Annotated in this window: 22 protein-coding genes; 10 read left to right on the forward strand and 12 right to left on the reverse strand. The window is 35.7% G+C overall.

The features are described 5' to 3' along the window. Positions 1-316: 316 nt before the first annotated feature. Complete coding sequence (locus tag F6K23_RS32390) at positions 317-2,797, reverse strand: NB-ARC domain-containing protein (protein ID WP_293163843.1); 2,481 nt, start codon at positions 2,795-2,797, stop codon at positions 317-319. 509 nt (positions 2,798-3,306) lie between these two features. Between F6K23_RS32390 and F6K23_RS32395 the strand changes: the two genes are divergently transcribed. Then, positions 3,307-3,504 (forward strand): zinc ribbon domain-containing protein, encoded by a 198-nt coding sequence (locus F6K23_RS32395; RefSeq protein ID WP_293163899.1) that lies wholly within the window; start codon positions 3,307-3,309, stop codon positions 3,502-3,504. A gap of 438 nt (positions 3,505-3,942) precedes the next feature. On the opposite strand, the gene F6K23_RS32400 is transcribed toward F6K23_RS32395, so the two are convergent. Continuing rightward, positions 3,943-4,686, reverse strand: coding sequence for a winged helix-turn-helix domain-containing protein (locus tag F6K23_RS32400; RefSeq protein WP_293163846.1), 744 nt, complete (start codon positions 4,684-4,686; stop codon positions 3,943-3,945). A gap of 88 nt (positions 4,687-4,774) precedes the next feature. Continuing rightward, a complete protein-coding gene (locus F6K23_RS32405; RefSeq protein WP_293163849.1) occupies positions 4,775-4,948 on the reverse strand; it encodes a hypothetical protein in 174 nt (57 codons plus the stop codon). A 541-nt stretch (positions 4,949-5,489) separates the two neighbouring features. On the opposite strand from F6K23_RS32405, the gene F6K23_RS32410 reads away from it, so the two are divergent. Next, positions 5,490-6,065 (forward strand): hypothetical protein, encoded by a 576-nt coding sequence (locus F6K23_RS32410; protein ID WP_293163852.1) that lies wholly within the window; start codon positions 5,490-5,492, stop codon positions 6,063-6,065. A 74-nt stretch (positions 6,066-6,139) separates the two neighbouring features. Continuing rightward, entirely contained in the window at positions 6,140-6,886 is a 747-nt protein-coding gene (locus F6K23_RS32415; RefSeq protein ID WP_293163855.1) for a creatininase family protein, read from the forward strand. Positions 6,887-7,165: 279 nt separating this feature from the next. Here F6K23_RS32415 and F6K23_RS32420 read toward each other — a convergent pair whose 3' ends face one another. After that, positions 7,166-7,450: a hypothetical protein gene (locus F6K23_RS32420; protein WP_293163857.1), complete on the reverse strand. Its 285-nt coding sequence runs from the start codon at positions 7,448-7,450 to the stop codon at positions 7,166-7,168. Further along, positions 7,422-7,667, reverse strand: coding sequence for a helix-turn-helix domain-containing protein (locus tag F6K23_RS32425; protein WP_293163860.1), 246 nt, complete (start codon positions 7,665-7,667; stop codon positions 7,422-7,424). The genes F6K23_RS32420 and F6K23_RS32425 overlap by 29 nt, the downstream gene beginning before the upstream one ends. Positions 7,668-8,341: 674 nt before the next feature. Between F6K23_RS32425 and F6K23_RS32430 the strand changes: the two genes are divergently transcribed. Both F6K23_RS32430 and F6K23_RS32435 read left to right on the forward strand, forming a co-directional pair. Continuing rightward, positions 8,342-8,920, forward strand: a complete 579-nt coding sequence (locus tag F6K23_RS32430; RefSeq protein ID WP_293163863.1) for a COP23 domain-containing protein — start codon at positions 8,342-8,344, stop codon at positions 8,918-8,920. Between the two features lie 388 nt (positions 8,921-9,308). Continuing rightward, complete coding sequence (locus tag F6K23_RS32435) at positions 9,309-9,653, forward strand: hypothetical protein (protein WP_293163866.1); 345 nt, start codon at positions 9,309-9,311, stop codon at positions 9,651-9,653. 16 nt (positions 9,654-9,669) lie between these two features. Here the strand turns inward: F6K23_RS32435 and F6K23_RS32440 are convergent, their stop codons facing one another. After that, on the reverse strand, positions 9,670-10,491 hold the full coding sequence (locus F6K23_RS32440; protein ID WP_293163869.1) for a serine protease: 822 nt from the start codon (positions 10,489-10,491) through the stop codon (positions 9,670-9,672). Between the two features lie 1,853 nt (positions 10,492-12,344). Here F6K23_RS32440 and F6K23_RS32445 point away from each other — a divergent pair. After that, entirely contained in the window at positions 12,345-12,884 is a 540-nt protein-coding gene (locus F6K23_RS32445; protein ID WP_124147500.1) for an alpha/beta hydrolase, read from the forward strand. Between the two features lie 2 nt (positions 12,885-12,886). Here the strand turns inward: F6K23_RS32445 and sipA are convergent, their stop codons facing one another. Further along, the gene (gene sipA, locus F6K23_RS32450; protein ID WP_293163874.1) at positions 12,887-13,186 is read right to left on the reverse strand and encodes a regulatory protein SipA; all 300 of its coding nucleotides are present in this window, start codon (positions 13,184-13,186) and stop codon (positions 12,887-12,889) included. 1,289 nt (positions 13,187-14,475) lie between these two features. Here sipA and rbfA point away from each other — a divergent pair. From rbfA to F6K23_RS32465, 3 genes are all read left to right on the forward strand, one after another. Beyond that, positions 14,476-14,907, forward strand: coding sequence for a 30S ribosome-binding factor RbfA (gene rbfA / locus F6K23_RS32455; protein ID WP_293163877.1), 432 nt, complete (start codon positions 14,476-14,478; stop codon positions 14,905-14,907). Between the two features lie 215 nt (positions 14,908-15,122). Then, positions 15,123-16,727, forward strand: a complete 1,605-nt coding sequence (locus F6K23_RS32460) for a glycoside hydrolase family 3 N-terminal domain-containing protein (protein WP_293163880.1) — start codon at positions 15,123-15,125, stop codon at positions 16,725-16,727. 314 nt (positions 16,728-17,041) lie between these two features. Beyond that, complete coding sequence (locus tag F6K23_RS32465) at positions 17,042-17,266, forward strand: DUF4327 family protein (RefSeq protein ID WP_124147504.1); 225 nt, start codon at positions 17,042-17,044, stop codon at positions 17,264-17,266. 461 nt (positions 17,267-17,727) lie between these two features. Here F6K23_RS32465 and F6K23_RS32470 read toward each other — a convergent pair whose 3' ends face one another. From F6K23_RS32470 to F6K23_RS32490, 5 genes are all read right to left on the reverse strand, one after another. Further along, the gene (locus F6K23_RS32470; protein ID WP_293163882.1) at positions 17,728-18,114 is read right to left on the reverse strand and encodes a hypothetical protein; all 387 of its coding nucleotides are present in this window, start codon (positions 18,112-18,114) and stop codon (positions 17,728-17,730) included. Between the two features lie 224 nt (positions 18,115-18,338). Beyond that, positions 18,339-19,586 (reverse strand): hypothetical protein, encoded by a 1,248-nt coding sequence (locus tag F6K23_RS32475; protein WP_293163885.1) that lies wholly within the window; start codon positions 19,584-19,586, stop codon positions 18,339-18,341. Positions 19,587-20,369: 783 nt separating this feature from the next. Further along, complete coding sequence (locus tag F6K23_RS32480; protein WP_293163887.1) at positions 20,370-20,711, reverse strand: hypothetical protein; 342 nt, start codon at positions 20,709-20,711, stop codon at positions 20,370-20,372. Positions 20,712-21,221: 510 nt separating this feature from the next. Next, positions 21,222-21,749 (reverse strand): phosphoribosyltransferase, encoded by a 528-nt coding sequence (locus F6K23_RS32485; RefSeq protein ID WP_293163890.1) that lies wholly within the window; start codon positions 21,747-21,749, stop codon positions 21,222-21,224. Positions 21,750-22,056: 307 nt separating this feature from the next. Beyond that, the gene (locus F6K23_RS32490) at positions 22,057-22,257 is read right to left on the reverse strand and encodes a hypothetical protein (RefSeq protein ID WP_293163893.1); all 201 of its coding nucleotides are present in this window, start codon (positions 22,255-22,257) and stop codon (positions 22,057-22,059) included. Between the two features lie 493 nt (positions 22,258-22,750). Here F6K23_RS32490 and F6K23_RS32495 point away from each other — a divergent pair, with 493 nt between their 5' ends. Next, positions 22,751-24,628 carry a hypothetical protein gene (locus F6K23_RS32495; protein WP_293163896.1) on the forward strand — a complete coding sequence of 626 codons (1,878 nt, stop codon included), beginning with the start codon at positions 22,751-22,753 and terminating at the stop codon, positions 24,626-24,628. Positions 24,629-24,765 lie beyond the last annotated feature (137 nt).

Consider the following 24,765-nt stretch of genomic DNA (forward strand, 5'->3'; position numbering starts at 1 on the left):
TATATTATACCAATTCCCAAAAATAATGCTATATTTTTCATGGAACTTCAGTTATTAATTAATAATAATGGTTGAATCATGTTTGTAATGATTATCGGCATTAAAACAAGATATATTATCTCTTTTATTCCTACTCCCTACTCCCTACTCCCTACTCCCTACTTTCAAGGAGATGTAGCAAGACTTTTAAGATTTTGTATTATTAAGTATTCAACCGAATATGATATAAAGCCTCTCTTTTAAAGGAAAAAAAAATCCCTTTGAGTCAATCCTCTTATTTTCAAGGATCGGTAATTATTAATTATTAATTGTTGAACTAAGCTTTATATGCAAATAAAGATACTATGGGCATACAATCAAATTGATAACCTACAAATCCAATAAAGCTTATTTGATTAATACTTAGACTAACAGGACATTCAACCTCATAAAAAGTAGGAGCTAAAAATTCAAACATATCAGTTGATAGTAAATCCGAGTTAGTAGAAGATTGAAGAACATTTTCAGCTAACCAAGTATGCAAACATTCGCCAGTAGAAATATCCCAGAGTTTAATAGTTTCATCTTCACTTCTACTAGCAATAGTTTGATTATTCTGACTCCAAACTAAGGAATCAATTCCAGCTTTATGCCCCTCAAAAATATGAAGACATTTACCTGTACTAATATCCCATAATCTTACTGTTCGATCGCCACCACCAGTTGCGAGAAGATTTCCATCTGGACTCCAAACAAGAGAATGTATTTCTTGAGTATGACCCTCAAAAACTAAATATGGCTGATGATTCACCATTGGCAACAAGCGAATCTCTCCCAATTTATCTGCGATCGCTAAAAAATCTTTATTTGGACTAGAAGCGATGACAGAAATATTACCCAATGTCGGTATTTGCATTTTTTCCAACAACATTGGGCAGTCTAAAAGATTTTCATCTTCTTGTTTTGGTGCTTCTAAGCAAGTTTGGTCAGACACATCTACAGAATTAGTCGGACAAATACAAGAACTATGATCGAGCAACTGTGAGTCATTACTTTCATGGCATTTTTGTCTATCTGCTTGACTAATAGCAGGACAAATTTTCCCAGGAACTATTGTACAATAGTTAGAAGATTTCGAGTTAACTGTAGCTGATACTTCAATAGCTTTTTGGGAGCAGGTATTAGCAGATTTATGAGATTCTATTTGACAGGAAGAAATATCACCTACCATTAAGTCAACCTGTAGTTTCATGCACAGGTTAATCAGATTTTCAATGCCATAACCACATAAAGAAGTTTCACTTGCTTGTAGTTTGTTTAAAATTAATAACAATTGTTGTTCTAGCGCTCGAGTAGAACTAAATATTGTGCTGAGTTGTCTGGCAATAGGTTCTATAATTAGCTTATTTTGTTGTTCTTTAATATAGCGTTTGCCAGTGGTGATGATTAAAGAATGATTGAGAAATAAGTCTAAATTTGCAGTGTTTAACTCAGCAACAACCTGTTCAATTAAGTAGTGAAGAATATACTCCATTACTACAGGTTCGACTGTATACATACTTGATTTTTTCTTGACTAGAGAGCGCCAGATGAGAGCTTCTAAACTTTCTAAGAGATTTGCTTTGGAAATTGCTGGTACAATATCGGTTTGCAATTTTTTTACATTAGTCCAGTCTTGGTTAATTGCCAACCAAACTATGATTTTTTTTTCTAGCTCTGAGAGACGCTGAAAGTGTTGGTCGAGGAGGCGACGAATACCATTGAAGGTGGTTGTGCCATGTTGCAGAAATTCTGACAGGTCTCCATCAAATAAGTCTGTGATGGAACTGGTGACAATTTTTAAGGCTAGGGGGCTATAACTATAATATTCACTGAGCTGTTGTTTTTGTGTTTCTGAGCCTAATATTTTGTTGGTTTTTAGTAAGGCATGAGCTACTTCTTTAGACCCCAATAGTTGTAGGGAGCGTACTGCTGCATCTATACTTTCAAAGGCTGCTACTTCTGGAGGTTTTTCTCGACTGGTGAGGATGAGACTACTAGAGTGGGATGTTTCTCCGATTAAATGAAAGAGTTGACTGTAGTTTTCGTAGCCAGGGCGATAGTGACCTGTACATCCAGTCTGTAAAATGCTTTCGACACTATCTAAAATTATTAGGCAACGTGAGTTACGCAAGTATTCAATTAGTTTGTTTAGTTCTCCTTGGCTACATTCTTGCTGGGATAAAAATGATACGAGTTGAGTGAGAATTGTTTCTAGGGAGGGAGCATGACGGAGCGATCGCCAAATTATATAGTCAAATTCATTCTGTAGTTGTTCGGCGACTTTTGCTGCTACTGCTGTTTTACCAATGCCTCCCATACCTAGTAATGCTACTAAACGACAGCCATCTCCGATAATATACTGTTGTAGTCGATCTAGTTCTTGAGAGCGTCCGTAAAAAACAGAAACATCTATGGCTTCTCCCCAATCAATTTTTGGTTTAGACAGTGTTTTTTTTGTTTCTATAGAAGATTGGAATATATGTTGTTGAATGTTTAGTTCTGTTTTGGCAAGACATGATTTCTGAGTACCAAATTTTTGTCTCAGCAGAGCGCGAAAGTTTTTCTTGGTTACTTTTTCGCCTAAGACACCAGAAAGATTTTGCCATAAGTTTGCAGCTACTCCTTTTATGTAGTCTGGGTCATAACCTGCTTGCTCGGCAATTTCAGAATATGCTTTACCTTCCCATGCTTGAGAAAATACTTTTCTTTTTACAGCGTTTAAAGAGCCTGGAGGTAGAACTGTCTCCAGAACTTCCAATGCTTCTTCGACTTTCATTTTTACTTAATATTTTGATATATTTTGAATTCTATATAATTTGATGTGATTTTACTGTTACTTCGGCGACACCTTAAAACCTAATCTAAAATATATTTATATTTTTAGTTGAATAAAAAGTCATGCATAGGTGCGAAGAAACTAATATATGTAAATATTACCATAATTTTTTTATGGATGCAAGGGGAAATTCTTTTCGTCGTCGCACACAAGGATTTGGCCATGGATAGATGTAGTAGACTGTTTCATCTTTCAACCTGCTATTTTAAAAAAACTAAATCAAATAATTACTTTCAGGTATCCCCCCCAACCCTCCTTTGTAAGCTTTTTTTTATAAACATCTTTCTTAACATAAAACTTGACAAAAAGAGTCAAGTGTGGATTGTTACTTGAATCGGCTCTGGCCTCTAAAATCATAAATATGGAAAAATGGGTAGTGAAGTGCAAACATCGGCAAAAAAAATAACCAAAATTTTACTCAAATACCTCACTATAAGTTAATTCAACAGATAACTTATAAGTGTCAACTGGTTGGGATAAAAGTCATTGAAACCGAAGAAAGTTACACCAGTAAAACATCTGCTATTGACCTAGAAAAACCAATTAAACATGAAAACTATGTAGGCAAGCGAGTCAAACGTGGTTTATTCAGGAGTGGAACTGGTAAGGTGATTAATGCCGATATCAACGGCAGTCTTCAAATATAAGATAAGAAATTCCCAGAGGCATTTACTGCCGAGGGAATAGTGAGCTGTGCCGAGAGCGCCTGTATTGGTTAATCCAATATCAAGATAAAAGCTGTTTCATTTTTCTACAGTTTTTTTCGTACGGTGGAAACATCTCAAAAGCTTAAAACTAAGACAACGCAATATTTTTCTTTCTTTTTTATTCTTTCTTCCTTCTTCCTTCTGCTATACAACTGAAAATTGGAGTTAAAAAAAATAATCAAATAATCTTCTAACTACACAATTCTCAGTTATTAAAGTCATTGGTAGTGGTGTACAAGTAGCGATATCCTAAAAAAAAGTCAAGTAGTCAAGGAAATACAATTTCTTTGAAACCAAGAATTTAAGGTATTTTCTGTTCCCTGTTCCCTGTTGCCTACCTCTACCCTAGATCGTTACATCTACAGGACTACCAAGTAATTAACCAAATCTATATCCAAATCCTCTAACTGTAACAACATACTCTGGTTTACTAGGATTTAACTCTAATTTTTCCCGTAACCAACGAATATGAACATCAACAGTTTTACTATCCCCAATAAAATCTGGTCCCCAAACTTGTTCTAATAATTGCTCGCGAGACCAAACTCTGCGTGGATAACTCATAAATAACTCAAGTAAGCGAAATTGTTTGGGGGAAATTTTCACTTCTTGACCTCTAACAGTTACTCGACACTCTTCTGGATAAAGAGCTATATCCTTATACTGAAGCATAATTGGTTGAGGCAGTTTACCTAGACGTTGGCGACGCATCAGAGACCGACAACGAGCCATAAATTCCCGCATCCCAAAAGGTTTAGTTAAATAATCATCCGCTCCAGCTTCTAAATAAAAAGCACAATTATTTGCACTGCCTCTTGCTCCTAAAATCATAATTGGTATTGAATTGCCTTGATGTCTTAACATCCGACATAGGTCTAAACCATTAATTGAGTCAAGAATTAGAAGATTGAAAGAAGGTTCATTTGGAATGGATGAATAATTCTGAACTGTGGGAATTACACTACGTCCGTCTGGAGCAATAACTACTTCACAGCTTTGTTCTTCTAGAGCTAAGGCTAACATATCCCGAAATAGCTCTTCAGATTCTAATAGCAAAACTTTGCTAGTTTTTCTAACTATAGGAGGCTTTGAAAAACTTTCGCTTAGATCGGGGGAAAACATAATATCGCTTTTAATGTGTTTGACAGTAAATCATTAATATTGCCTGAGGTGAAAATTTAGGCGATCGCTAATTTTGTAGCTAATTAACTTAATTAATGTTCAACCATCCAACAGCTAAAAGCACTGGATTTTTTATCCATTGATACAACGCATTCTGACTTTGAAATATTGCTGTTGCTATACTAATGGTAGAAATAGCAGGGCCTGCTCTGTAGTCAGGCCATTGTTCGTTTCTTGGGATAGGTATCAAGTTAGTAAGCATTGCCCACTTCCATATTGCATTGTTGTGCTGGATACAAAACTTGGATGTCCTTATATTATGTCTAATAGGTTAAACAAAAGTTAACTCAAGGTTATCATAAGGTTAAATTATTTTTGAATAACATTAACTAGCTATCAGCTATTATCTATCAGCCGAAAAATTTGTACATATAATTAGGGTTTGCTGAAAAAGTCTTATGAGTGAGGGTAGGAGACAGGAGAAATGGGAATTATAGAGGAGGTAGTCGGAAAAATTATCCCTCAATTTTTCTGCCATAACCATCCCAAAATACTAGCTTTTTGCAGCTCTTGCCACTGAAAAGCTGGTACTTTTTTCAACCCAAAAATGCTAAAGCCTTTATCTGTAAATACTTTGATAATTAATCAGCAAGCCCTAATTAGGCACCTGTTTGCGGAGCAGTCCGGACCGAAAAGCTTGGGTAAAACATCCCCGACTTCTACATATAATTCGCTTAATTTTAGGAGGGCTAAAACATCCCTTTTATGTTCCGGAACAGTTTTTAACCATTGAAATGTCAAGATTGAGAAATTTTGGGCTAAAACATCCCTTTTGTGTTCCGGAACAGTTTTTAACCATTGAAATTTCAAGATTGAGAAATTTTGGGCTAAAACATACCTTTTGTGTTCCGGAACAGTTTTTAACCATTGAAATTTCAAGATTGAGAAATTTTGGGCTAAAACATACCTTTTGTGTTCCGGAACAGTTTTTAACCATTGAAATTTCAAGATTGAGAAATTTAGGAGTCAAGCATCCCCATTTTGTTCCGGAACAGTTTTTAACCATTGAAATTTCAAGATTGAGAAATTTAGGAGTCAAGCATCCCCATTTTGTTCCGGAACAGTTTTTAACCATTGAAATTTCAAGATTGAGAAATTTAGGAGTCAAGCATCCCCATTTTGTTCCGGAACAGTTTTTAACCATTGAAATTTCAAGATTGAGAAATTTAGGAGTCAAGCATCCCATTTTTGTTCCGGAACAGTTTTTAACCATTGAAATTTCAAGATTGAGAAATTTAGGAGTCAAGCATCCCATTTTTGTTCCGGAACAGTTTTTAACCATTGAAATTTCAAGATTGAGAAGTTTAGGTTATATTTAACAAATTAATTTCTATTTAAAGTTTGATTAATTCTCCTACTTACATTTAATATCAAAAGTATAAATAATTAAAAAATGCTACTACAATTAAGTACTTGGTCTGAAGTCGAAACTTATCTGAGTCAATCTCAAGGTATTATTCTGCCAATAGGTTCTACGGAACAGCATGGACCAACAGGATTGATTGGTACAGATGCTATTTGTGCAGAAGTTATATCTAAAGGTGTGGGAGAATCAGTGGGAGCATTAGTCGGACCGACGATTAATGTAGGTATGGCATTACATCATACTGGTTTCCCAGGTACAATCAGTCTGCGGCCTAGTACGATGATTCAAGTAATTCGTGACTATATAGTTTGTTTAACTAGGTCTGGGTTTACCAAATTTTTCTTTATCAATGGCCATGGAGGCAATATTGCTACTCTGAAAGCTGCCTTCTCAGAAACTTATGCTCATTTGGCCGATCTAAATATGGCTAATGGGGAGTTGGTCAAGTGCAAGGTAGGAAATTGGTTTATGTGTAGCTCAGTTTATAAATTAGCTAAAGAATTATACGGCAATGAGGAAGGTTCTCACGCTACACCTAGTGAAGTAGCTTTAACTCAATATGTTTACCCAGAAGCAATTAAAGTAGCACCACTTTCAGAAGATGTAGCTAGTGGTTATCCCATATATGGTGCTGCTAATTTTCGTTACCGGTATCCTGATGGTCGGATGGGTTCAAACCCTGCATTAGCTACACCTGAACATGGTAAGCAGTTTTATGAGTTGGCAGTAAAGGAACTGAGTAATTCTTACTTGCAGTTTGTGAATAGTGACTAAAGAAGGAAGAAGGAGGAAGTAAGAAGGAAGAAGGCTTTAGTTATCTAGGAGATAAGAACGTTTTTGTAGAGTCTTTAATCGTTTCTGAGATGAGCGATAGTATTGAGGGATGGGGATAGATTCTCCTTCACTTGTTACTAAGAATTCTTTCAATCCCATATCAATTACCAGAGTGTTTTTTAATGTAGGTTCAACTTTATTTGTGAAAGCTGGAACTGATTTGTCTTCTAGGGATAAAGTTATATAATAACCATCTGCTTTACGACTAATTGTTACTGTTTAAGAGTGAAAACCATCAGGTAACGGTCGATGTTTAATTAACTTGATATTGCCGATTTTTGGCAAGTTTATCTTGTTTCCTTCTATGCAGTTTTGCTTGATTTGAGGATAAGTAAAACTGCGATAACGTCCAATTCCTTTAAATCTTGGTTTCCCTAATCTAGTTCCTTTTTTGTCTGTTTTCAACCATCTATCAAAGGCAAATTTTACCTGTTTAATGCAATCTTGTAATACTTGAGAATGAATTAGCTTATACTCAGGAAACTTGTTTTTGGTATTGAGCAAATCTTTTTTTTGAGAGTAATAATCTGGATGGTCTCTTAGTTGAGGAATTGGCATGCACCTTGGGGCAAGCATTAACTGGACAACGGTTTTCTGACCACCATGAGCACCGCTCGCCTAACCTATAGTTGTACTGCCGACGCAACAATTCTAACCACATTTCTATGGTGGCTATTTGCTCTTGGTTGGGCCTTAGTTTATATTGGTAGGCAGTGCGCATGGTGGAAAATTTCCAGGGTTATAGCAAGATAATAATACAAGTTTTTCAACCAGGGCGAAAGCTTCTGCTGGGATGGCATGCAAATTGAATCGGCATCGAACCCGTTCAATTTGCCGCCGATTCATCTCACACCAAATCTGCATATTATAGTGTGAGGCTTCTCGGCGATTCAGCTAAAGTTATCCGTAAAATTCTTTTTTTCAACCATTCTACTATACCAAGTCCTTTTGAGAAAAGAGATTTATCATCTTTCCCTATTCCCTATTCCCTATTCCCTATTCCCTATTCCCTATTCCCTATTCCCTATTCCTTATTCCCCATTCCCTTAACTTAAAATACATTTAATCTATATAATTTTCTACTTCAAACCTTTTCCTAGTTTAAATTACGATCTAAATTTAGATATTGAGGGTTGCAAAAACTGAAATTTGAGTTAATATAGAACTCATAAACCAATAAATTATCTTTAGCAAAACCGATACATAAAATCAGTAAAATAATAGACAAAAAGCTAATAATATTACTTTTTTATCACTTCTTACCTAAAAAGTATGTTTTCAAAGATTACTTTATTCTTACTGACAAGAATAAGTAATTCCTCTACCGTAAAAGTATGGAGAAAAACAAATAACTTCTCTCTCAAATGTAGATATTAAGTTTCAGAGGTCAAGATTGTGAACAACCAATTAAAAGTTTCCCTAGTAGGTATCTTAGCAACCGTTGGTCTCTGGGGTTTCATACCTCAATCAGAAGCCAAAGCAGAACAATTAGAAACTACTGACAAAGTAGTATTTACTTGTGTTTCAGTGAACGCTGCAGAAAATCAATATGCTACTGTCCCTCAAATAGTTCGTGAAACACGGGATACAACTGAGCCTGGACTTTTAGGCGGATATCCCCTAGTGAAACGAGAAGTTATTCAAGTTTCCTCTAAACCAATGATTGTGTGGACTGCAACTCTCTCTTCCGATCATCCCAAAGGTGCTTATACTCCTGACCGTCGTTGTCAATCTGTTAGCACTCGTCTAACTAACCTTGCTTATGCCTTGGGAATGGAAACTTTTGCAGATATCAGCAACATTGGAGTTGTAAACTATGAGCAAGTAGTTTATGTTTCTCCAGAAGAAGAGCCTAGCTTTGATAATGTAGTATTCACATTAAAGCCAGGAAATCGTGAGAAATCAGAAGAGATTATCACTCAATTTAAGGATTTCGGACAAGGTACTGCTAGTGACGAACCTATCTACGAATAAGTAAATGGTTTTAGTAGAGATGTTGAGGGGATAAGTAAGCAAATAAATTTTCCCTCTTCACTCCTTATTTCTGAACTCTCTAGATTGGATAATGTTGAGAAAAAGCTAGTTTAAAGTAAGTTTCTCTTCTCAATTCAAACTATAACAAATAGGAAATATCCAATCAAAATCTGTAGACGATATTCTCAGGCACTAATGGCTTAGTTTTCTCTAAGTTTGTGTCTGTTTTAACTACTTTATTAACTAATTTCTAATTTCATTCTCAAAATTATACTTTCTAAAATTAAGTAGCCTCTAAAAAAGTAGTTAATTATGGGATAATAAAAGAGCGCATTAGCGTTAATTTGTTTACCTAAAGTATCTCAATCAATTGTCAAGAGGAAAAAAAATGAAAGTTACAACTACTAAGACTTTATTTACTGCAACATTAACAATGTTTTGTGCTGTTAGCTTAAGTGCTACTCCCACAAAAGCTCAAGAAAAGTCAGTCACAAATGTTACAGGTTCCTCAGAACAATTGTTGAGTACCAGTGCTAATACTTTGCCCCAGAATAGAAGTACGAGTTTAACTCAACAATCTACTACTAGAGGTAGACATGGATTATCTAGAAATGCACTAGATGATGTGACGAATAGCATTAACCTTCAAATGCAGAAAAGTAGAGACCCGAAATGGAAAAGTGAGAAACAATGGTTTGATGAAAAGTGGGACTCTTTGTCTGTAGAATTTTAGGAGCTTGAGCTTTTCGTTAATTGATAATTCTAGAAACTGGAATACCCCAACTTAGAGATTCCATTTTTTTGAACTGGTCAACAGATGGTTGAGAGCCATCTGCAAAATTAAATGCTCCAATTCCAGCGATCGGATATTTTGAGCGTCCGTTAATACCAATTAACTGACCTTTACTGTTTAAAATCGGTCCACCACTCATGCCACTTTTAATATCATTGGTATAACCTAATTGATATCCTTGGCTGAGGGTGCGACTGGGTAACATTTCTACAGCTCCTAAAGTTAACTGAAAAGCACGACTACCCCAAGTACGGGTACTACTTATTTCTAAGGAGTCTGGTTGATGCCAATTGGGAAAACCTGCTGCAATCACAGTTTCTCCTACCGAAAGTAGATTACTGTTGGCAATTTCTACAACTTGATAAGGGCGATCGCTAGTAAATTGCAATAATGCTACGTCCAAATTACCCATTTGAGGAGATGAAATTAGGGTAGCTTGATGAGTTATCCCATCTCCACTCATAATTGGGTAAAGTTTATTAGAGTTATTCTCAATTACATGATGATTAGTAACAACGGTGTAGGTATTACCTTGCTGTTTGATAATTACTCCAGAACCAGCACTGTTATCTGTAAAAATTCTCACAGTAACTTGTTGAGCAATATTAGATAATAATGATGGAAGTTGTTGTAAATCTACTTCACTTGGTTTTGTATAATAAGCTGAATTTTCTACGCGGGTTTGAGAGTAAGCAACAGGTACAAATGTGGTGAGACAAAATAGTGAAGCTCCCAACATTTGACTACTTAATTTGAATATTGATTTATTATTTTTCATATTATTAAACTTTCTCAAAAAAAAAATACTTAAATTCCCCTGATACCACCCAATCTATTTCAATAAATTTGAAAGTGTGGTGACTATCTCCTGCACTGGTTAGTGATAGAGATCGCCACATGAATGATTTTTAGTAATTTACTTAACTACTTAAATCAAAAATAGGTATATATATCGATTAAGTTCAGCCCAGTCACAAATAGCTTAGTAATATAGCCATAGCTTAAGTTCAATTTATTAAGCCAAAATGACTGTGAGGAACTGATTCGGTATTCTACACTATAGCGGTAACAAAAACACATAATCAGAATAAAAATTTGCCAAATTTTTCTGTTAGGCTTTTATTTGGCCTTTAATGATAACTATATGTAGTGATTATCAGAAAATATTCTTAGGAAGATTCAAAAATTAATAATGAATAATGAATAATGAATAATTACCTCTCCTTTAAAAGAAGAGGATTGACAAATTCATGAAAATTTTTTTTCACAGGAGTCGATTGGATATGGCGAGGTCTCCTCGCCATCCCATCCTAGGTCATGCTGCGCAAACGACCGCTTATTATCCCCTATCCAAGGGGAGGCGCATACCCACAATTTTTCGGTAAAGTAGGAGCGATCGCTTAATTAAATACAGCTATAATGAATTGAATTTTATTGAAAATTAAGTCAAGACTTTTGCTAAGAAAAAAATCATCAAAATAAATCCCAGAAAAAGAGAATTATCCTCCGATTTAATCCATGATTATTAATATGAAATGAAATCTATAAAAACATCTTGTTCATTAATGGATAATGGATAATTTATCCCTTTTAGGGAGAGGATTGATCCTTAAGGAAAAAATATATTCTCTTGGTCGATTGGATATGGCGCCGGTTTCGGAGCCATCCCTCCACTGCTTTTTTACCCTTGAAAGGGGATACTAATAAAGCTGAATTATTTAATTATTTAATAATTAATTATTAATTATTAATGATTAATTATTCGGTAATCATTTCCTGCGGAATTCTTCCCTGCGGGATGCTATGCAAACGCAAGCAGCTATAAGCAGTCAGCGCTTCCTTTGGAATTCTAAGCAAACAGCAATTAGTATATAGACATCTCCAAAAATAAAAAATCAAATCAATTATCGTACAGAAATTATCAATTATTTCCCCTTATTCCCTATTCCCTATCCCCTCTTTTGGAGGAGATGTCTAATGAATAATTACTTCTAAGGTTTAGTCCGCGGACTTTGGCAGTAACTTTTATTTTCCATCAATTTCAAAGGTTGGTTTTACCGAAAAATTCTGGGTATGCACTTCCCCTTTTAAGGGGATAAAAAGCGGTCTATCTTCGGAGCTTCCCCTAGGGTGGGATGGCGTTATACCATTTCTTTGTAACAATGCGCTTAATAATTATTGCTCAGACCTGATTAAACTGACTATTCTCATCTTTATATTAAGTGCAACTTCATGGAGAAACGGTATTAGCGTTTGCGATAGCATTCCGCCAGAAAAGTGGTTCTGTCAAGAGATGGTCTCCTCGCCATATCCAATCGACCAAGAGAAAAGAGAATTCCTTATTTTCTTGCCTACTTATTGCAGAGGTACTGAAGTCCGCAGTTCGGACTTTATGAGGCTAATTGATAACTGATAACTGATAACTGATAACTGAAATGACCTTCCCCAAAATTAATAGCTGAAGTCCGCAGTTCGGACCTTATGAGGCTAGCTAATAGCTGACGACTGTTTGCACAGAAATGCTTACAAACAAAGAATAAATATGAGAATTAAAAATCATACTATAGATTGACAAATCATCCAGAAATGTGTATTCAATTGCTTAGATTAAAATATAATTGAAAACTAAATATGCAATTACCAAATATGCTATCTCGTAGTCCATTAATTATCTTAGGAGCGATCGCTGGAGTTATATTCTCCAGTCAAAGCGCGATCGCCACACAAAAAATAGTAATAAAGCTAGTTGGCCCAATAACAGCATCAATCAAAGTCAAGGATCTGCGAGTATTTGCAGAAACAGGCAAAACTACCAAAACAATTTCCCAAGCTCTCGGAATATCGAAAATTAATCCTAATACAGTTCGTGGCTTAATGACATTAGAAGTGGGAGCTAATGTTAGTAACTTAGCCAAAGTGCTTTATAGTAACCTTGGCCAAAATGTTACCAAAGGTATTGCGGAAGTAGTTCAGACCAGACACAATTATGAAAGCGACAAAGCCTTACGTTCTTCCATAATCTTAGCAGCAGCAGATGACAATCGAATATCAGTCCTGGAAGTTCTAGAAAAATATCCTACCGAAGAAATGCACATAGACGTAGGTAAAATCAATGAAATCGTAGATAAAGTCAAGGGAACTATTGGTAATCTGGAAGAACTTCTCAGATAAGTCTACGATTCTGAAGGTGGACTTATTTTAGCAGTATCTTCTTCAATATGATGATTATGATGTGGCTGGGCAGTTTCAGCATCAACTGTCGCAGCTTCTATATATTGACTATCTATGAGAAATGCTCCTTTCTCAAAACGAACAGCCCAATAATTTCCTGGTTTGTGACTCAAAACAGTTCCTACTTCACCCAAACGTACAACATCAGGGGGACGTAATATCGGCATTGATTCAGCAGTTTTGATGTATGGTGGTTGAATAGCTAACCTTACTTTCTGACCAATAGAAAATTCTTTCTCCATTTCTAATACCCCCAAATATAGTAGTTTGCAGATAAGTATATGATAAAAATTTACACAATCAAGATACAAAGAGGTTCTAAATTAGCGAGGTTACACATTATGGAATGATATGACCAAAAATTAGTTTAGACTTTGACTAAAAAAAACCATTAATTAGTAATTCTAGCAATTATCAAATCCAAAATCCTGTTCATCAAAAATATAAAATAATTAGTCACTGTGCAACGCCAAATTAGCACTAATTAAAAACCCATAAAACAGTTCTATTCTATCGGTATACTTACCGAAAAATTAAGCTATAAAGCCTCTCCATTCATGGAGAAAAAAGCGGTCGTTTGCGGAGCTTCCCGTAGGGTGGGATGGCTCCGAAACCTGCGCCATATCCAATCGACCAAGAGAAGAAAAAATTCCTTTTAACCCAATCCTCTTCTTTTCAAGGAGAGGTAATTCTAAATTATGAATTCTAAATTCGCGCATTCTTGAAACCTAAAAGAGCGTCGGGAGGAAGTACGCAGCGCCAGTTTTAACGGCTGGTTGAATAACGACACGCGGGTAATAAAGCGAATTAAAAGTCTGCTATACTAGAAATGGCAAGTAACAACAAGGTTTGTCGCCATGACATGACCGCGCTTTGCGGTGAAATTGCGGTGGACAGGAGACGGGGAATTAACTTCCTACGACGGCTGTTTGCGTAGCATTCCGCAGGAAAAGCAAGTAGGCAGCTAGAGCAGCGAGAAGATTGCTCCAACCAGCGCGAGTAAAACCACTCGTGAAAGCTAACAAAAAAAAAGTAAACTCACAGCTAGATTTCGGTCTATGCCGAGGAGTTTAGGAGTCTGCCCTTCAGGCTTTAAGCAAATGTGGATTTATGAGGGGCTGCGTGCGGAATTTACTTCCGCACATTTATTCGCCCCGTCCCACTTGCGGTGGACTAACCACAGAATCCAGTGTGTTTCAACCCCTGGAGATGTCAAATTAACCTTATACATAGTGTGCCACTATAGTTAAAACTTAAGTATATGTAACGTTTTGCCTAATTTCTAACATATTGAGAATTAAGATCAAATTTAACAAATAACCCTACTTCCCTTGCCTTGTAGAAATATTGGATGCAATGTCCTCACTAATGACTACTCTAACACTTAGTTATGAATAAAAATTAAAAATCAAAAAAATACAGCCTGGGTATTAACCAACTTCATTCTCCAAAGCTGCCATAAGTTTACATAAATTTATCGGAAGTATTAGAATAGATATAGTTAAGTATCAAATTGTAGGGGGTAATTATCATGGCTACAGATCGCCGCATTTCCCGGGTGGCTTCATTAATCAAGCGGGAAGTCAGCCAGATGTTGCTCCATGGTATCAAAGATGACCGTGTAGGTATTGGTATGGTCAGCATCACAGATGTAGATATTTCTGGAGATTTACAACACGCTAAAATATTTGTTAGTATCTATGGCTCTGAGGAAGTAAGATTCCAAACGATGGAAGGTCTAAAATCTGCTACTGGCTATGTTCGCAGCGAATTGGGTCATAGGATACGTCTGCGTCGGACTCCAGAAGTTATCTTTGTCGAAGACCGCTCTCTAGAACGTGGGACTCAAATTATATCACTTTTAAACCAGCTTTCTGAAAAACGTCAACAACAGGAAACTGAAAATTCTACAGAATCAGATTCTCAGAATATAGAAAAACTTACTTCAGACGGAATAGATTGAAGAAGGAGTCAGGAGACAGAAGACAGGAGACAGAATCAATTGGATGGGAATTTATACCCCATAAAGCTTCGGTGTCAGGAGCCAGGTTATCGGAGAAAAGCCAAAACATTCTACTGACTCGGTCCTGCTGATGACTGACTTCCAGCCTTTCGCACAACGTCTGCGTTAGGAGAAGGCTGTTAATTACCCATTCCTAAAATCCCGATCACTAAACTATGAATTTAGCAGAAAAAGTCGCTCAAATGGTTGTAGTTAGAGCTTCCGGCAACCTATTTGACAATCAAATTCGTTATCCAGACTGGGAACCCCCTACCAATAAACTCAAATATTGGCTGCAAGACTTGGGTGTCGGAGGAGTAATTTTTGTGGATGGGAGTGCTATAGACTTGGCAACTCGTATCCAACAGCTTCAGTCTTGGGCAAAAATTCCTCTACTTTTGGCTGCTGATATTGAGGAAGGAGTAGGTCAAAGGTTTGCTGGGGCAACTTGGTTTCCTCCACCAATGGCGATCGCTGCTATTGCTCAAACAAACCCCAAAAAAGCTATAGAGTATGCTGAAACTATGGGGACTATTACGGCTCAAGAAGCTGTGGCAATTGGTTTAAATTGGATTTTAGCTCCAGTGGTGGACGTGAATAATAATCCTGATAACCCAGTGATTAATATTCGTGCTTTTGGGGAAACGACTGAATTAGTGGGTCAACTGGCAACAGCTTTTATTGGAGGGGCTCAAAAATATCCAGTTTTGACTACTGCTAAACATTTTCCTGGTCATGGGGATACTACGGTTGATTCTCATTTTGAATTGCCTGTTTTACCCCACTCAGAAAGTAGACTGGCAGAAATTGAACTGCCTCCTTTTATAGAGGCGATCGCTGCTGGAGTAGATTCTGTGATGAGTGCCCATTTGTTGATTCCTGCTTGGGACTCGGAACTACCTGCAACTGTGTCCCATAAAATTGTAACAGGTCAGTTGCGCCAAAAGTTGGGTTTTAATGGATTAGTGGTTACTGATGCTTTGGTGATGGGGGCGATCGCTAATCGTTATGGTCTGGAAGAGGCTTCGGTTTTGGCCGTAGAAGCTGGTGCAGATATTTTACTGATGCCTTTAGATGCAGAGGTTACTATTAATGCTGTTTGTAATGCGGTTAGTCAAGGCCGTATTTCTGAATCACGGATTGATGAATCTTTGCAAAGAATTTGGCAAGTTAAAACTAAAGTTTATCCTACCTGGCAACCGGGAAATGAGAGAGGGTCAGAAAATTTCTCAGCCTCTACATACTATTTAGTTGACAAGTTGGAGCAACCACAGGCACAAGAAACTGTAACTAAGATTTTGCATGATTCTCTGCAGGTAGGAGGAAGTTATCTCCCAGCAAAACCAAATGTCAAGCATTTACGCAATTTAGTTTTTGTAGATGATATACTCAACAGTGCTTTTTTAGGGAATCATACTCCAGCAGTAGCTCTCCCCAGACAATTTGGTTACCAACTACAAATTATTGACATTAATTCAGAAATCCCAGAAGCTCTTACCCCCAATCATTTGACTTTACTACAACTATTTATTCGTGGTAGTGCGTTTAGTCAAATAGCTAGTCTAACACAAGCATCCCAAGATTTAATTAAGAAATTATTAATAAATAGTGAATTACAGGGTCTGATCATATACGGTAGTCAGTATACATTGAAACAGTTTTTACCAGAACTGTCATCAGATATACCTTATGTCTTTTGCTATGGACAAATGCCACAAGCCCAAGCGATCGCTTTAAAGCTTTTATTTCAAAGATTTACAAATCTACAAGTATTTCTCTAAAATCTAATAAAACTCGCCTAACTATTGACAAAAAAACATGAAAATGATATGTGGAGACGATTGTTTAAGGTCAGGAGGCTAGAGAAATCGTCAATTAGTGACTTTGTAGATAGTATTTCAGAGTAAATAATTGCAATTTAGACCAACAGTAAAAGAAATGTTTTGGTTCTATGACTTTTAGAATTCTTATCAAAATAACATAACAAATTGTAACTCTGTATACTGAAAAAATTAACATTCATAATCCGGATTTTTGTTCTATATTATTAATAGCGCCGAAAATTACTCAAACTACGCAAAAAAAAAGGGTGACTATGACTTACACCACAGTTCAATATTCTTTAGACATCATCAGGGATGAAGCAAAAGAACTTGTACAAAAAGGAGTTCTTGGACGTCAGCAACCTATTTATACCCTCTGCCAATACATTCCTGTCAGAGAATGGGCTTGTGTAGAAGGTGAGTTGGAAAAATGTAACTTTCTACTTAGAGACCGAATTGCTGACCTAATAGGCAACGAAAAATGGGAAAACGACTAAAAAAAAAACTAACTCAGCTAAATTGGACTATTAGCTGGGTTAGGTTTTGTAATTTATCCTATTTTTAACATCCTCCCGACGTTTCGCTTGGGCGATAAAGTGGGATTTCTCACCATTGCTGATTAGGGCTTTCTGCTGCCTGTTGACATAGGAGCTGCGCTAACAATGCACCTGCCTCCAAGGTATTTGCCTCTTTTCGGTCTTATGGTTGCTCCACAGTACATCGCTAATCCGACAGCTCCCCTAGACACTGCTAGGCTATAAGTCTGATGTATTCTAACACACGCTTTGGCAAAACCACAACATTGATTGGTTTTTCGTGGACTATGCTACGCAAACATACTGGCGCTACTGCCCTCAGGAGAACGCGGGTATTCAATCAACGTTGAGATTAAAAACTTTTTAATAGCTGGATAAAGGGCTAAGACTTATCCAGAAAAAGATATTGTGATGTATTATTATCAGTTTTGAGAGTTTGACTCCTGAAGTTTCTGTAAATCAGCTCGTAGACCGGCGATTTCTTGAGTTAGCTCCAGCAAATCTTCTTGTACGTCTGATGACACAAAACCAGAAGTAGAAGTAGGACTTGAAGAAGCCGTTGTACTATCAGTATTGACCTGACTATTTTGTTGATTCAAAATTGTATCAACAAAGTTCCTGGCTTCTTGCTCAGTCATCTCTCCTCTATCAGCCCATTCCTCAGTGAGTTGATTGAAATCACTACTTAATTTATTCAAATTTTCATCTCGCTTACTAGAGTCTTGCACAGTTTCTATGAAAAAGGATGTAGCCCCCAAGGTGACACGAAATCCTTTTTGTAGTAGTTGAGTCAGATTATCAGGATTCATAATTGTAAGTTAATTGAGCGTGAAATGGACATTTCTCGATCGCTGCAGATGAGAAACAAACTTATATTGGTATATTGGTAATATAACTAAGCCAGAAGCAAGTGGAAAGTTGTTTGATGATATTTTCTAGATGGGCGAGTTTAGATATTTTTATTCTGATAACTTGTAATTTGGATTTAAAGCCTAATTGATATAGCTTCAATTTGTGATTATTATCTACTTGATTACGATGTTTTAATAATAATCTCTTCTACACCCAAATTTATTAACTTCTTTTCAACTTGGGAAACAACATTTTTTAAATTGATATATATCAATAAATATTCATTTTTTGTCAATCTGTATATCAGTGAACCTTTTACCGCAAATGATAATAAATCTTTTGGTATATCGTCAAATTCAAAAAACTTTTGCAGAATTAATTTACCACCAAAACCAGGTAAATAATTTTGTAACTTAACCCATGAATTATGACCCATGTACTTGCCATCAAAAGTAGGTACAAAACTGTATATTCGTGGAAGTTGATTGACAGATTTTCTCACATCAGTATGTTTTAACATATAATTATTTTCTGGTTTAGTTATATCTAAGATGAAGGCTTCAGCATTTCCCAAATAATTTGCTGGTATGCCAACATTTCTATATCTTAAGTTACAAAGAAAAACAAATCGTTTAATAGGAACAACTGACAAAAATTCAAATAAAGCATCGTTTGTGCTATATGCACTTTCTTCATTAGGCAGATTTTGATTTTTCCTTTTAATTAGGTCTAACTTTTCTTTTGTTAAGATACATTCAAGATAACTCCAATTATTCTTATTTTGAAAAAGACTGTTCAAGATAAAAACAATAAAAGATGTTGAACTTAAAAGTTGATCTTGCCATGATAATTTTTTAAAACTTGCAGCAATAAAATCATCTATTTTATTAAAGTCTATTGTAAATAATGGTTCATATTTAGCAACATATTCTGGGTCTTCGTATGCTTGGGAAAGATATTCTAATAATAGAAAATATGTTCCACCATCTGCTATGAGATGATTTATAAGCAGAGTTATGCCACAATAATCTTGATTATGATTCAAAATCACATACACTAATGGAATATCTTTATTAATAGCATCTGAAGAATTTTTGGGAATATTGAATTCATTTTTTACATAAGTTTTTGCATCTAATAAATTATCAATATTTATTTCCTGTTCGTCTAGATCAATATAGATAAAACCTATGCCAGATTTTTGTGGGTTACATACAACTTTTAATGGAGAAAACAATTTTCTTACCAATCTCCCTCCCAAAATTGGCACACTATCTACTATTTGTTGAATTGCTATTTTTAATCTATGAGAATCTACTTGATGCTTATACCAATTTATTACACCATAATATGGCCAAATTCCCATTTTGCTATCAAATTTTGAAAGTTGATACTCACAATGCACATTGCTATTTGTGATTAATTCCATTTTTGACCTATCTGAATTAATGTGATAATTAATCTTAAATATTAAGACTAGAAGAAAACTGTAATTTGAACAAAAGATGAAGTTAGATTTTTCTTATTTCGCGACAAGTCTATTATGTATAGCAAGGAACGAGTTAGTTAGAATATATACTGATGATGAGCCTTAGACAGGGAAAAGCATTCCCCAATTTCGCCTCACAGGAGTGCGCATTCCCTCTCTTGGTCTCATGGATATGGCAAGGAGACCCGCTCTTGACAGAGCCGCGACCTCTTACAGAGGAGCTGCCTCTTACCGAAAAATTGTGGGTATGCGCCTCCCCTTTTAAGGGGATAATAAAGAAAAATTTTCATGAATTTGTCAATCCTCTTCTTTTCAAGGAGAGCTAATTATTCATTATTCATTATTCATTATTCATTATTAATTGTTGAAATAGGAGCTTTCCTATGGTCATGCTGCGCAAACGCAAACGCTAACGCAATCCCTCGACCCCTTGCTGTCTGTCGCACCCCGCGGGGTCGCACCGCTGTTGCCTATTCCCTGTTTCCTGCTATATATCTCCAAAAGATAGTACAGGGACTTTCCATGGAAAATCTCTACAAAAGTTTGACAAAATACTTATATCATGTCCGGATCAGCGCCTGATGAAAAAACGTATCTTCTAACTTCAAGACCACATCTCTACTATTTTACCTACTCTTCTACTATCTCAATCATAACTATTCAAGGGAACATAATATTATTTATTTGCTATAGATTTGGTATATTTTCTAAAGTTGAACATTTTCAGCCTACTTGCTCTAAATATTGACTAATATCTTCATTAATTCTTGTCAGCTCTGCTTCAGTAATAATCTTAATACGTTCATCTCTCAAGGTAATTAACACTTTAGCTGCAAAAGGACTAGGCCAAATATTAGGATTGCAAAATATTTCTAAAAAGACATCTCCTGTGTACTGATATTCCATGGGTTTCTGTGGAGTTAGTTTTCCTGGACTACCAGCAGCAGTTTTTAATTGTTGCATTAATTGAATGATCGCACTTTGTAAATTCTTCGCAGCTTCAGGACTAAAATCAAAAGATATAGACCCTTCCACCATATTCAAGGTTAGTTTAGGAGCAAACATAGCAAATTCAATAAATATATACTATTTTAATAATAAACTTTACCATAAAACCCCAGTCTGAAATCAGGCAATTAAAATTGTTCACTTATTTAAGCCTAGATATGATACTCTAATTGCCATCACAAGTTTAGTTAATTTAGGGATTTCCTAACATACTATAAATTTTTTTTTCTACATCTATAAAATCTTTACAAAAAAAGTAAAGTATTCAATGAAACTTAAATATCTCTATCCACAAGTACCTGTAATATAATGTCCGCTTAATTAGTCATCATAAAGTTCTTAGATGGTTAGGTCGTAGGTGTAAATTCAATAAGGAATACTGGAAACGGAGCAAAAATTTAGGATATTCGTTCAATATCGCTTCAGTCAAATATTTTTATTATACTTAATCATCCGCACATAGTATCACAAATTAATTTAACAATTTAGTGGAGCTAGGGAATGCCAGGTTTGTTAACAGGGAATAGAAAATATGCTTGAACTAAATATACAAATAATTTTCTCCCCCTACCGATCTATGTTCATCTTAGTCAACGTAAAAGCTAAATCAGCAGCACTTATTTGTTCATATATTTCAAACGGTTGATGAACCCAAGGATTATCTGGCAAATAATCAACATAATAGTCAGGTTCAAATATAGAACAAGCCTTATACCACAAAACTGCTGTTTTGAGTTCCTGAATTTCTTGACCATAATTATCCTGAAGCCAAGCTATAGACTTATCTATACTAACTCCCGAATCTACTAGATCATCAGCTAGCAACACATGACTACCTAAACGATATGTAGTCATAGTTAAATTTTTTCCTATGATCATCTTACCCTGTTCCTGGCCTTTAATACCACCATAAGAGGAAGTAGCTAGAATCGCTAAAGGTTTTTTAAAAATGCGAGACAAAATATCTCCTACTCGTAATCCTCCTCTAGCCAAACAAACAATTTGATTGAACTGCCATTGAGATTGATAAATTTTTGCTGCTAGATACTCAATTTTTTGATGATAGTCTAACCAAGAGATGTAAAGATTGCTCATTTTTGAACTTTAAAATAATAGTGATAACCTAAAGATAGGATAGTTTTAATTTTACCTAAAACTGTCACTTGTATTTCAAGCCACAATAATTATATGTTATGAAATAATTTTTTGATATAGTTTAGGATAAGTATCGCTCTTCCGTTGTCTCTCACACTTCTTAAGAAATCCTATACTAATTTTCTACAAGCTGAAATTTTTGTGTTATTTAAAGGTAAAAGTATGTTATATCTTTCAAATAATTTAGAAAAGGGGTATTTTTTAAAAAAATAAATTTTATTATTAGCCAAGCTGAATAGCAAAAATATCAATCTGCTATCCTCAGCCATCCACGCCGAATCGCATGAAGTAATCGATTAATAGCTGTTGTATCTTCTTCACTCAAATTATGGTATAAAAATAAACTTCTGAGTTGTTTTCTGTGTTCTTTAGTCAAAATACCAGATCGATAGACTTGGAATACTAACTCTGCAATAATTACTTCTGGTAAAAGGGCTTGATAGTTCATAGCAGTTCATCATAATATACTGTTTATAGTATTCTCGATTTAACAATTAATAACTGTGATAAATAACTTTATTCTAAGTGATATTTATCTAGAAAATTCGTGACTTATGTCACCATAGTTAAGGCATAATTCTGTAATTTCTGCCATTTTTCTATGAAGTTACACTCTATAAAAGAGAATAATTATTAGCAGAATAAGGTCATAGAAAAAATTCTTCAATCCATGGTTACAAAAAAATAGTATAAGATATTAAGAATAATCATATTAATCAATGGTTGCCAGATTCTTTTGAAAAAAGATACTTGATCACCATAATTAAGGGAGCAATTATATCATATAACCAAGAATTTGAATATTATACTTAATCAATAATTAATATTAACTGTTACTATTGCCACTGTACAAATATTAAGTATTATATAACATTCAAAAGTATTGATAAATCAAGCAAATGGCATTTAAAAAAATACTTTAAGTAAAAATTTAAAAGTATATGAAAAATCAGCAAAAAGATTATATTACCATAGTAATAATAACCACTATACTATTAAATTTCATAATCTTAGGATGTCAAAAAAACAGCCCAAAAATACAGAAATTAGATGACAAAAACAATACAACATTGTTACAACCAAATACTGTAGAAGAAGAAAGTAAATTTCAAGCAAGAAGTTTGGCAATTCGTAAGAAACTAGCAGCCGTAGACTTAGAAGAACTAGATAGTTGGTGGAGACCAAGAAAAATTGGAGACCCTCATAAATATCTACTGCCAGTAATTTTAGCCAGATTAAGTTTAGAAGATACACAAATAGGAGAACTTTATAATCAAGAAAAAACCTGGAAAATTTTATTCGAACTAGATAAAGATAAACCAAGCCTTTATCACTTCCGTAGCTATTTAGATGTACGAATTTTCTTTTTATTTCGAGAGAAAATGCCATCTGATGTATTAGCATCTTACAAAAATCAACTACAACGACCGAAAGTCTTCAACTGGATAAAAACTGGAACAGAAAATCATATGTTTATGCATCGTGCATCCGGTTTAGCATTGATGAATGGAAGTGGTTGGCCTGTAGAAGACCCAGCAAGTGAAGCTACAAATGAGGCATGGTTGCGAGCAGAACTGAATAAATTTTTAACTATTGGACAAGGAGAATTTCATTCTTCAGTTTATTATGGATATAGTATTGGTGGATTACTTAATATCTATGATTTTGCTCGCGACCCAGAATTAAAAAAACTGGCAAAAGGTTTACTAGATTGGTATGCAGCTAATATGGCAATAAGACTAAGTTGGGGGACTGCTGGAGGTGCCGAAAGTAGGGGTTTTGATCGCCGTACCTGGAATAGTGGGTTAAGTGCATTAGCATGGATGTGGTGGGGAGAAGGCACTGAAGCTGCAGAAAAGATGGGAGATGGTACTGCTAGGTTAGCATTGCCAGCAGCTCTAAGCACATATCGTCCTCCAGAACATCTGCGGGCACTAGCTCGTAAACAAGTGCCATTACCATTTCAGCTTAGAGCAAGTCATCCAATTTACTACAGTTACTCCCAAGGAAACCGCTTATGGGAAAAATTCTATATAACTGAAGACTATAGTTTAGGTACTTTATTAGAGCCTACCCGCAGTTATCAAGTTGAGGGTACAATTAATGCCCAGTATGTTACTTATAAATTAGTAGTGCGCGACCCTGAAGGCATTAATAACGCAGTAGTAGGTTTAGGTGGCACTTATCATGGACCCCAAGCAACTGGACGTAGTCCTGGCGATCAATATGTTCAGCAAAAGGGAGCAGTAATATTTCAGTTAATTCTTAGCGATCGAGATTTGCAAGCAGGAGTGCCAGCACAGTCGCATTTAGTCTTGCCAAAACGTTATGGTGAACCGAAAAAATATAAAAATTGGTATATTTGGCGTATTGAAAATATTTGGCTATGTGCTAGACCTTGGTCAGGTGAGGTAAGTTTACAACCGTTATCTCGGAAATATAAAGAATATCAAGCAATGGTTGCTAAAGGAAAAAGGACAGCTTGGGTTACTGATGTAGCAAGAGTAGCTGATATTGGAGATGTTGAAAGTTTAAAACAGGCCTTGGATAAAACTCTCGTTGATGATAGCGAATGGGAGAGTCAAGGGCGTTTGAGTTATTTGAGTTTAGCTGGCGATCGCATAGTTATGACATATCAGCAAGATGGTGCTATTGGGGACGCAGTAGTTAATGGGGAAAAAAGAATTTTAAAAAATTGGCCTGTTTTAGAGAGTCCATACACCAAACAAGGGTTGTACAGTGGGTTGCTAGAAGTTGATGACCCCAAGCTAGGTAAATGGCAATTAAGAGGTAAGTTAATGGGTCCAGAATGGGAGTAGGGGAGAGTGTGGAGATGGGGAGATGGGGAGATGGGGAGATGGGGAGATGGGGAGATGGGGAGATGGGGAGATGGGGAGATGGGGAGATGGGGAGATGGGGAGATGGGGAGATGGGGAGATGGGGAGATGGGGAGATG

Origin of the sequence: Okeania sp. SIO2C9, assembly GCF_010672455.1 — a bacterium.
Classification (GTDB): domain Bacteria; phylum Cyanobacteriota; class Cyanobacteriia; order Cyanobacteriales; family Microcoleaceae; genus Okeania.

What these genes read in the sequence shown, in the direction of transcription:
- F6K23_RS32465 (WP_124147504.1), top strand. Translation starts at nt 17,042, where the DNA reads ATGACTTACACCACAGTTCAATATTCTTTAGACATCATCAGGGATGAA.
- F6K23_RS32405 (WP_293163849.1), bottom strand. Translation starts at nt 4,948, where the DNA reads ATGCTTACTAACTTGATACCTATCCCAAGAAACGAACAATGGCCTGAC.
- F6K23_RS32485 (WP_293163890.1), bottom strand. Translation starts at nt 21,749, where the DNA reads ATGAGCAATCTTTACATCTCTTGGTTAGACTATCATCAAAAAATTGAG.
- sipA (WP_293163874.1), bottom strand. Translation starts at nt 13,186, where the DNA reads ATGGAGAAAGAATTTTCTATTGGTCAGAAAGTAAGGTTAGCTATTCAA.
- F6K23_RS32425 (WP_293163860.1), bottom strand. Translation starts at nt 7,667, where the DNA reads ATGCGCACTGCCTACCAATATAAACTAAGGCCCAACCAAGAGCAAATA.
- F6K23_RS32495 (WP_293163896.1), top strand. Translation starts at nt 22,751, where the DNA reads ATGAAAAATCAGCAAAAAGATTATATTACCATAGTAATAATAACCACT.
- F6K23_RS32390 (WP_293163843.1), bottom strand. Translation starts at nt 2,797, where the DNA reads ATGAAAGTCGAAGAAGCATTGGAAGTTCTGGAGACAGTTCTACCTCCA.
- F6K23_RS32475 (WP_293163885.1), bottom strand. Translation starts at nt 19,586, where the DNA reads ATGGAATTAATCACAAATAGCAATGTGCATTGTGAGTATCAACTTTCA.
- F6K23_RS32480 (WP_293163887.1), bottom strand. Translation starts at nt 20,711, where the DNA reads ATGTTTGCTCCTAAACTAACCTTGAATATGGTGGAAGGGTCTATATCT.
- F6K23_RS32440 (WP_293163869.1), bottom strand. Translation starts at nt 10,491, where the DNA reads ATGAAAAATAATAAATCAATATTCAAATTAAGTAGTCAAATGTTGGGA.
- F6K23_RS32400 (WP_293163846.1), bottom strand. Translation starts at nt 4,686, where the DNA reads ATGTTTTCCCCCGATCTAAGCGAAAGTTTTTCAAAGCCTCCTATAGTT.
- F6K23_RS32470 (WP_293163882.1), bottom strand. Translation starts at nt 18,114, where the DNA reads ATGAATCCTGATAATCTGACTCAACTACTACAAAAAGGATTTCGTGTC.
- F6K23_RS32435 (WP_293163866.1), top strand. Translation starts at nt 9,309, where the DNA reads ATGAAAGTTACAACTACTAAGACTTTATTTACTGCAACATTAACAATG.
- F6K23_RS32460 (WP_293163880.1), top strand. Translation starts at nt 15,123, where the DNA reads ATGAATTTAGCAGAAAAAGTCGCTCAAATGGTTGTAGTTAGAGCTTCC.
- F6K23_RS32415 (WP_293163855.1), top strand. Translation starts at nt 6,140, where the DNA reads ATGCTACTACAATTAAGTACTTGGTCTGAAGTCGAAACTTATCTGAGT.
- F6K23_RS32490 (WP_293163893.1), bottom strand. Translation starts at nt 22,257, where the DNA reads ATGAACTATCAAGCCCTTTTACCAGAAGTAATTATTGCAGAGTTAGTA.
- F6K23_RS32445 (WP_124147500.1), top strand. Translation starts at nt 12,345, where the DNA reads ATGCAATTACCAAATATGCTATCTCGTAGTCCATTAATTATCTTAGGA.
- rbfA (WP_293163877.1), top strand. Translation starts at nt 14,476, where the DNA reads ATGGCTACAGATCGCCGCATTTCCCGGGTGGCTTCATTAATCAAGCGG.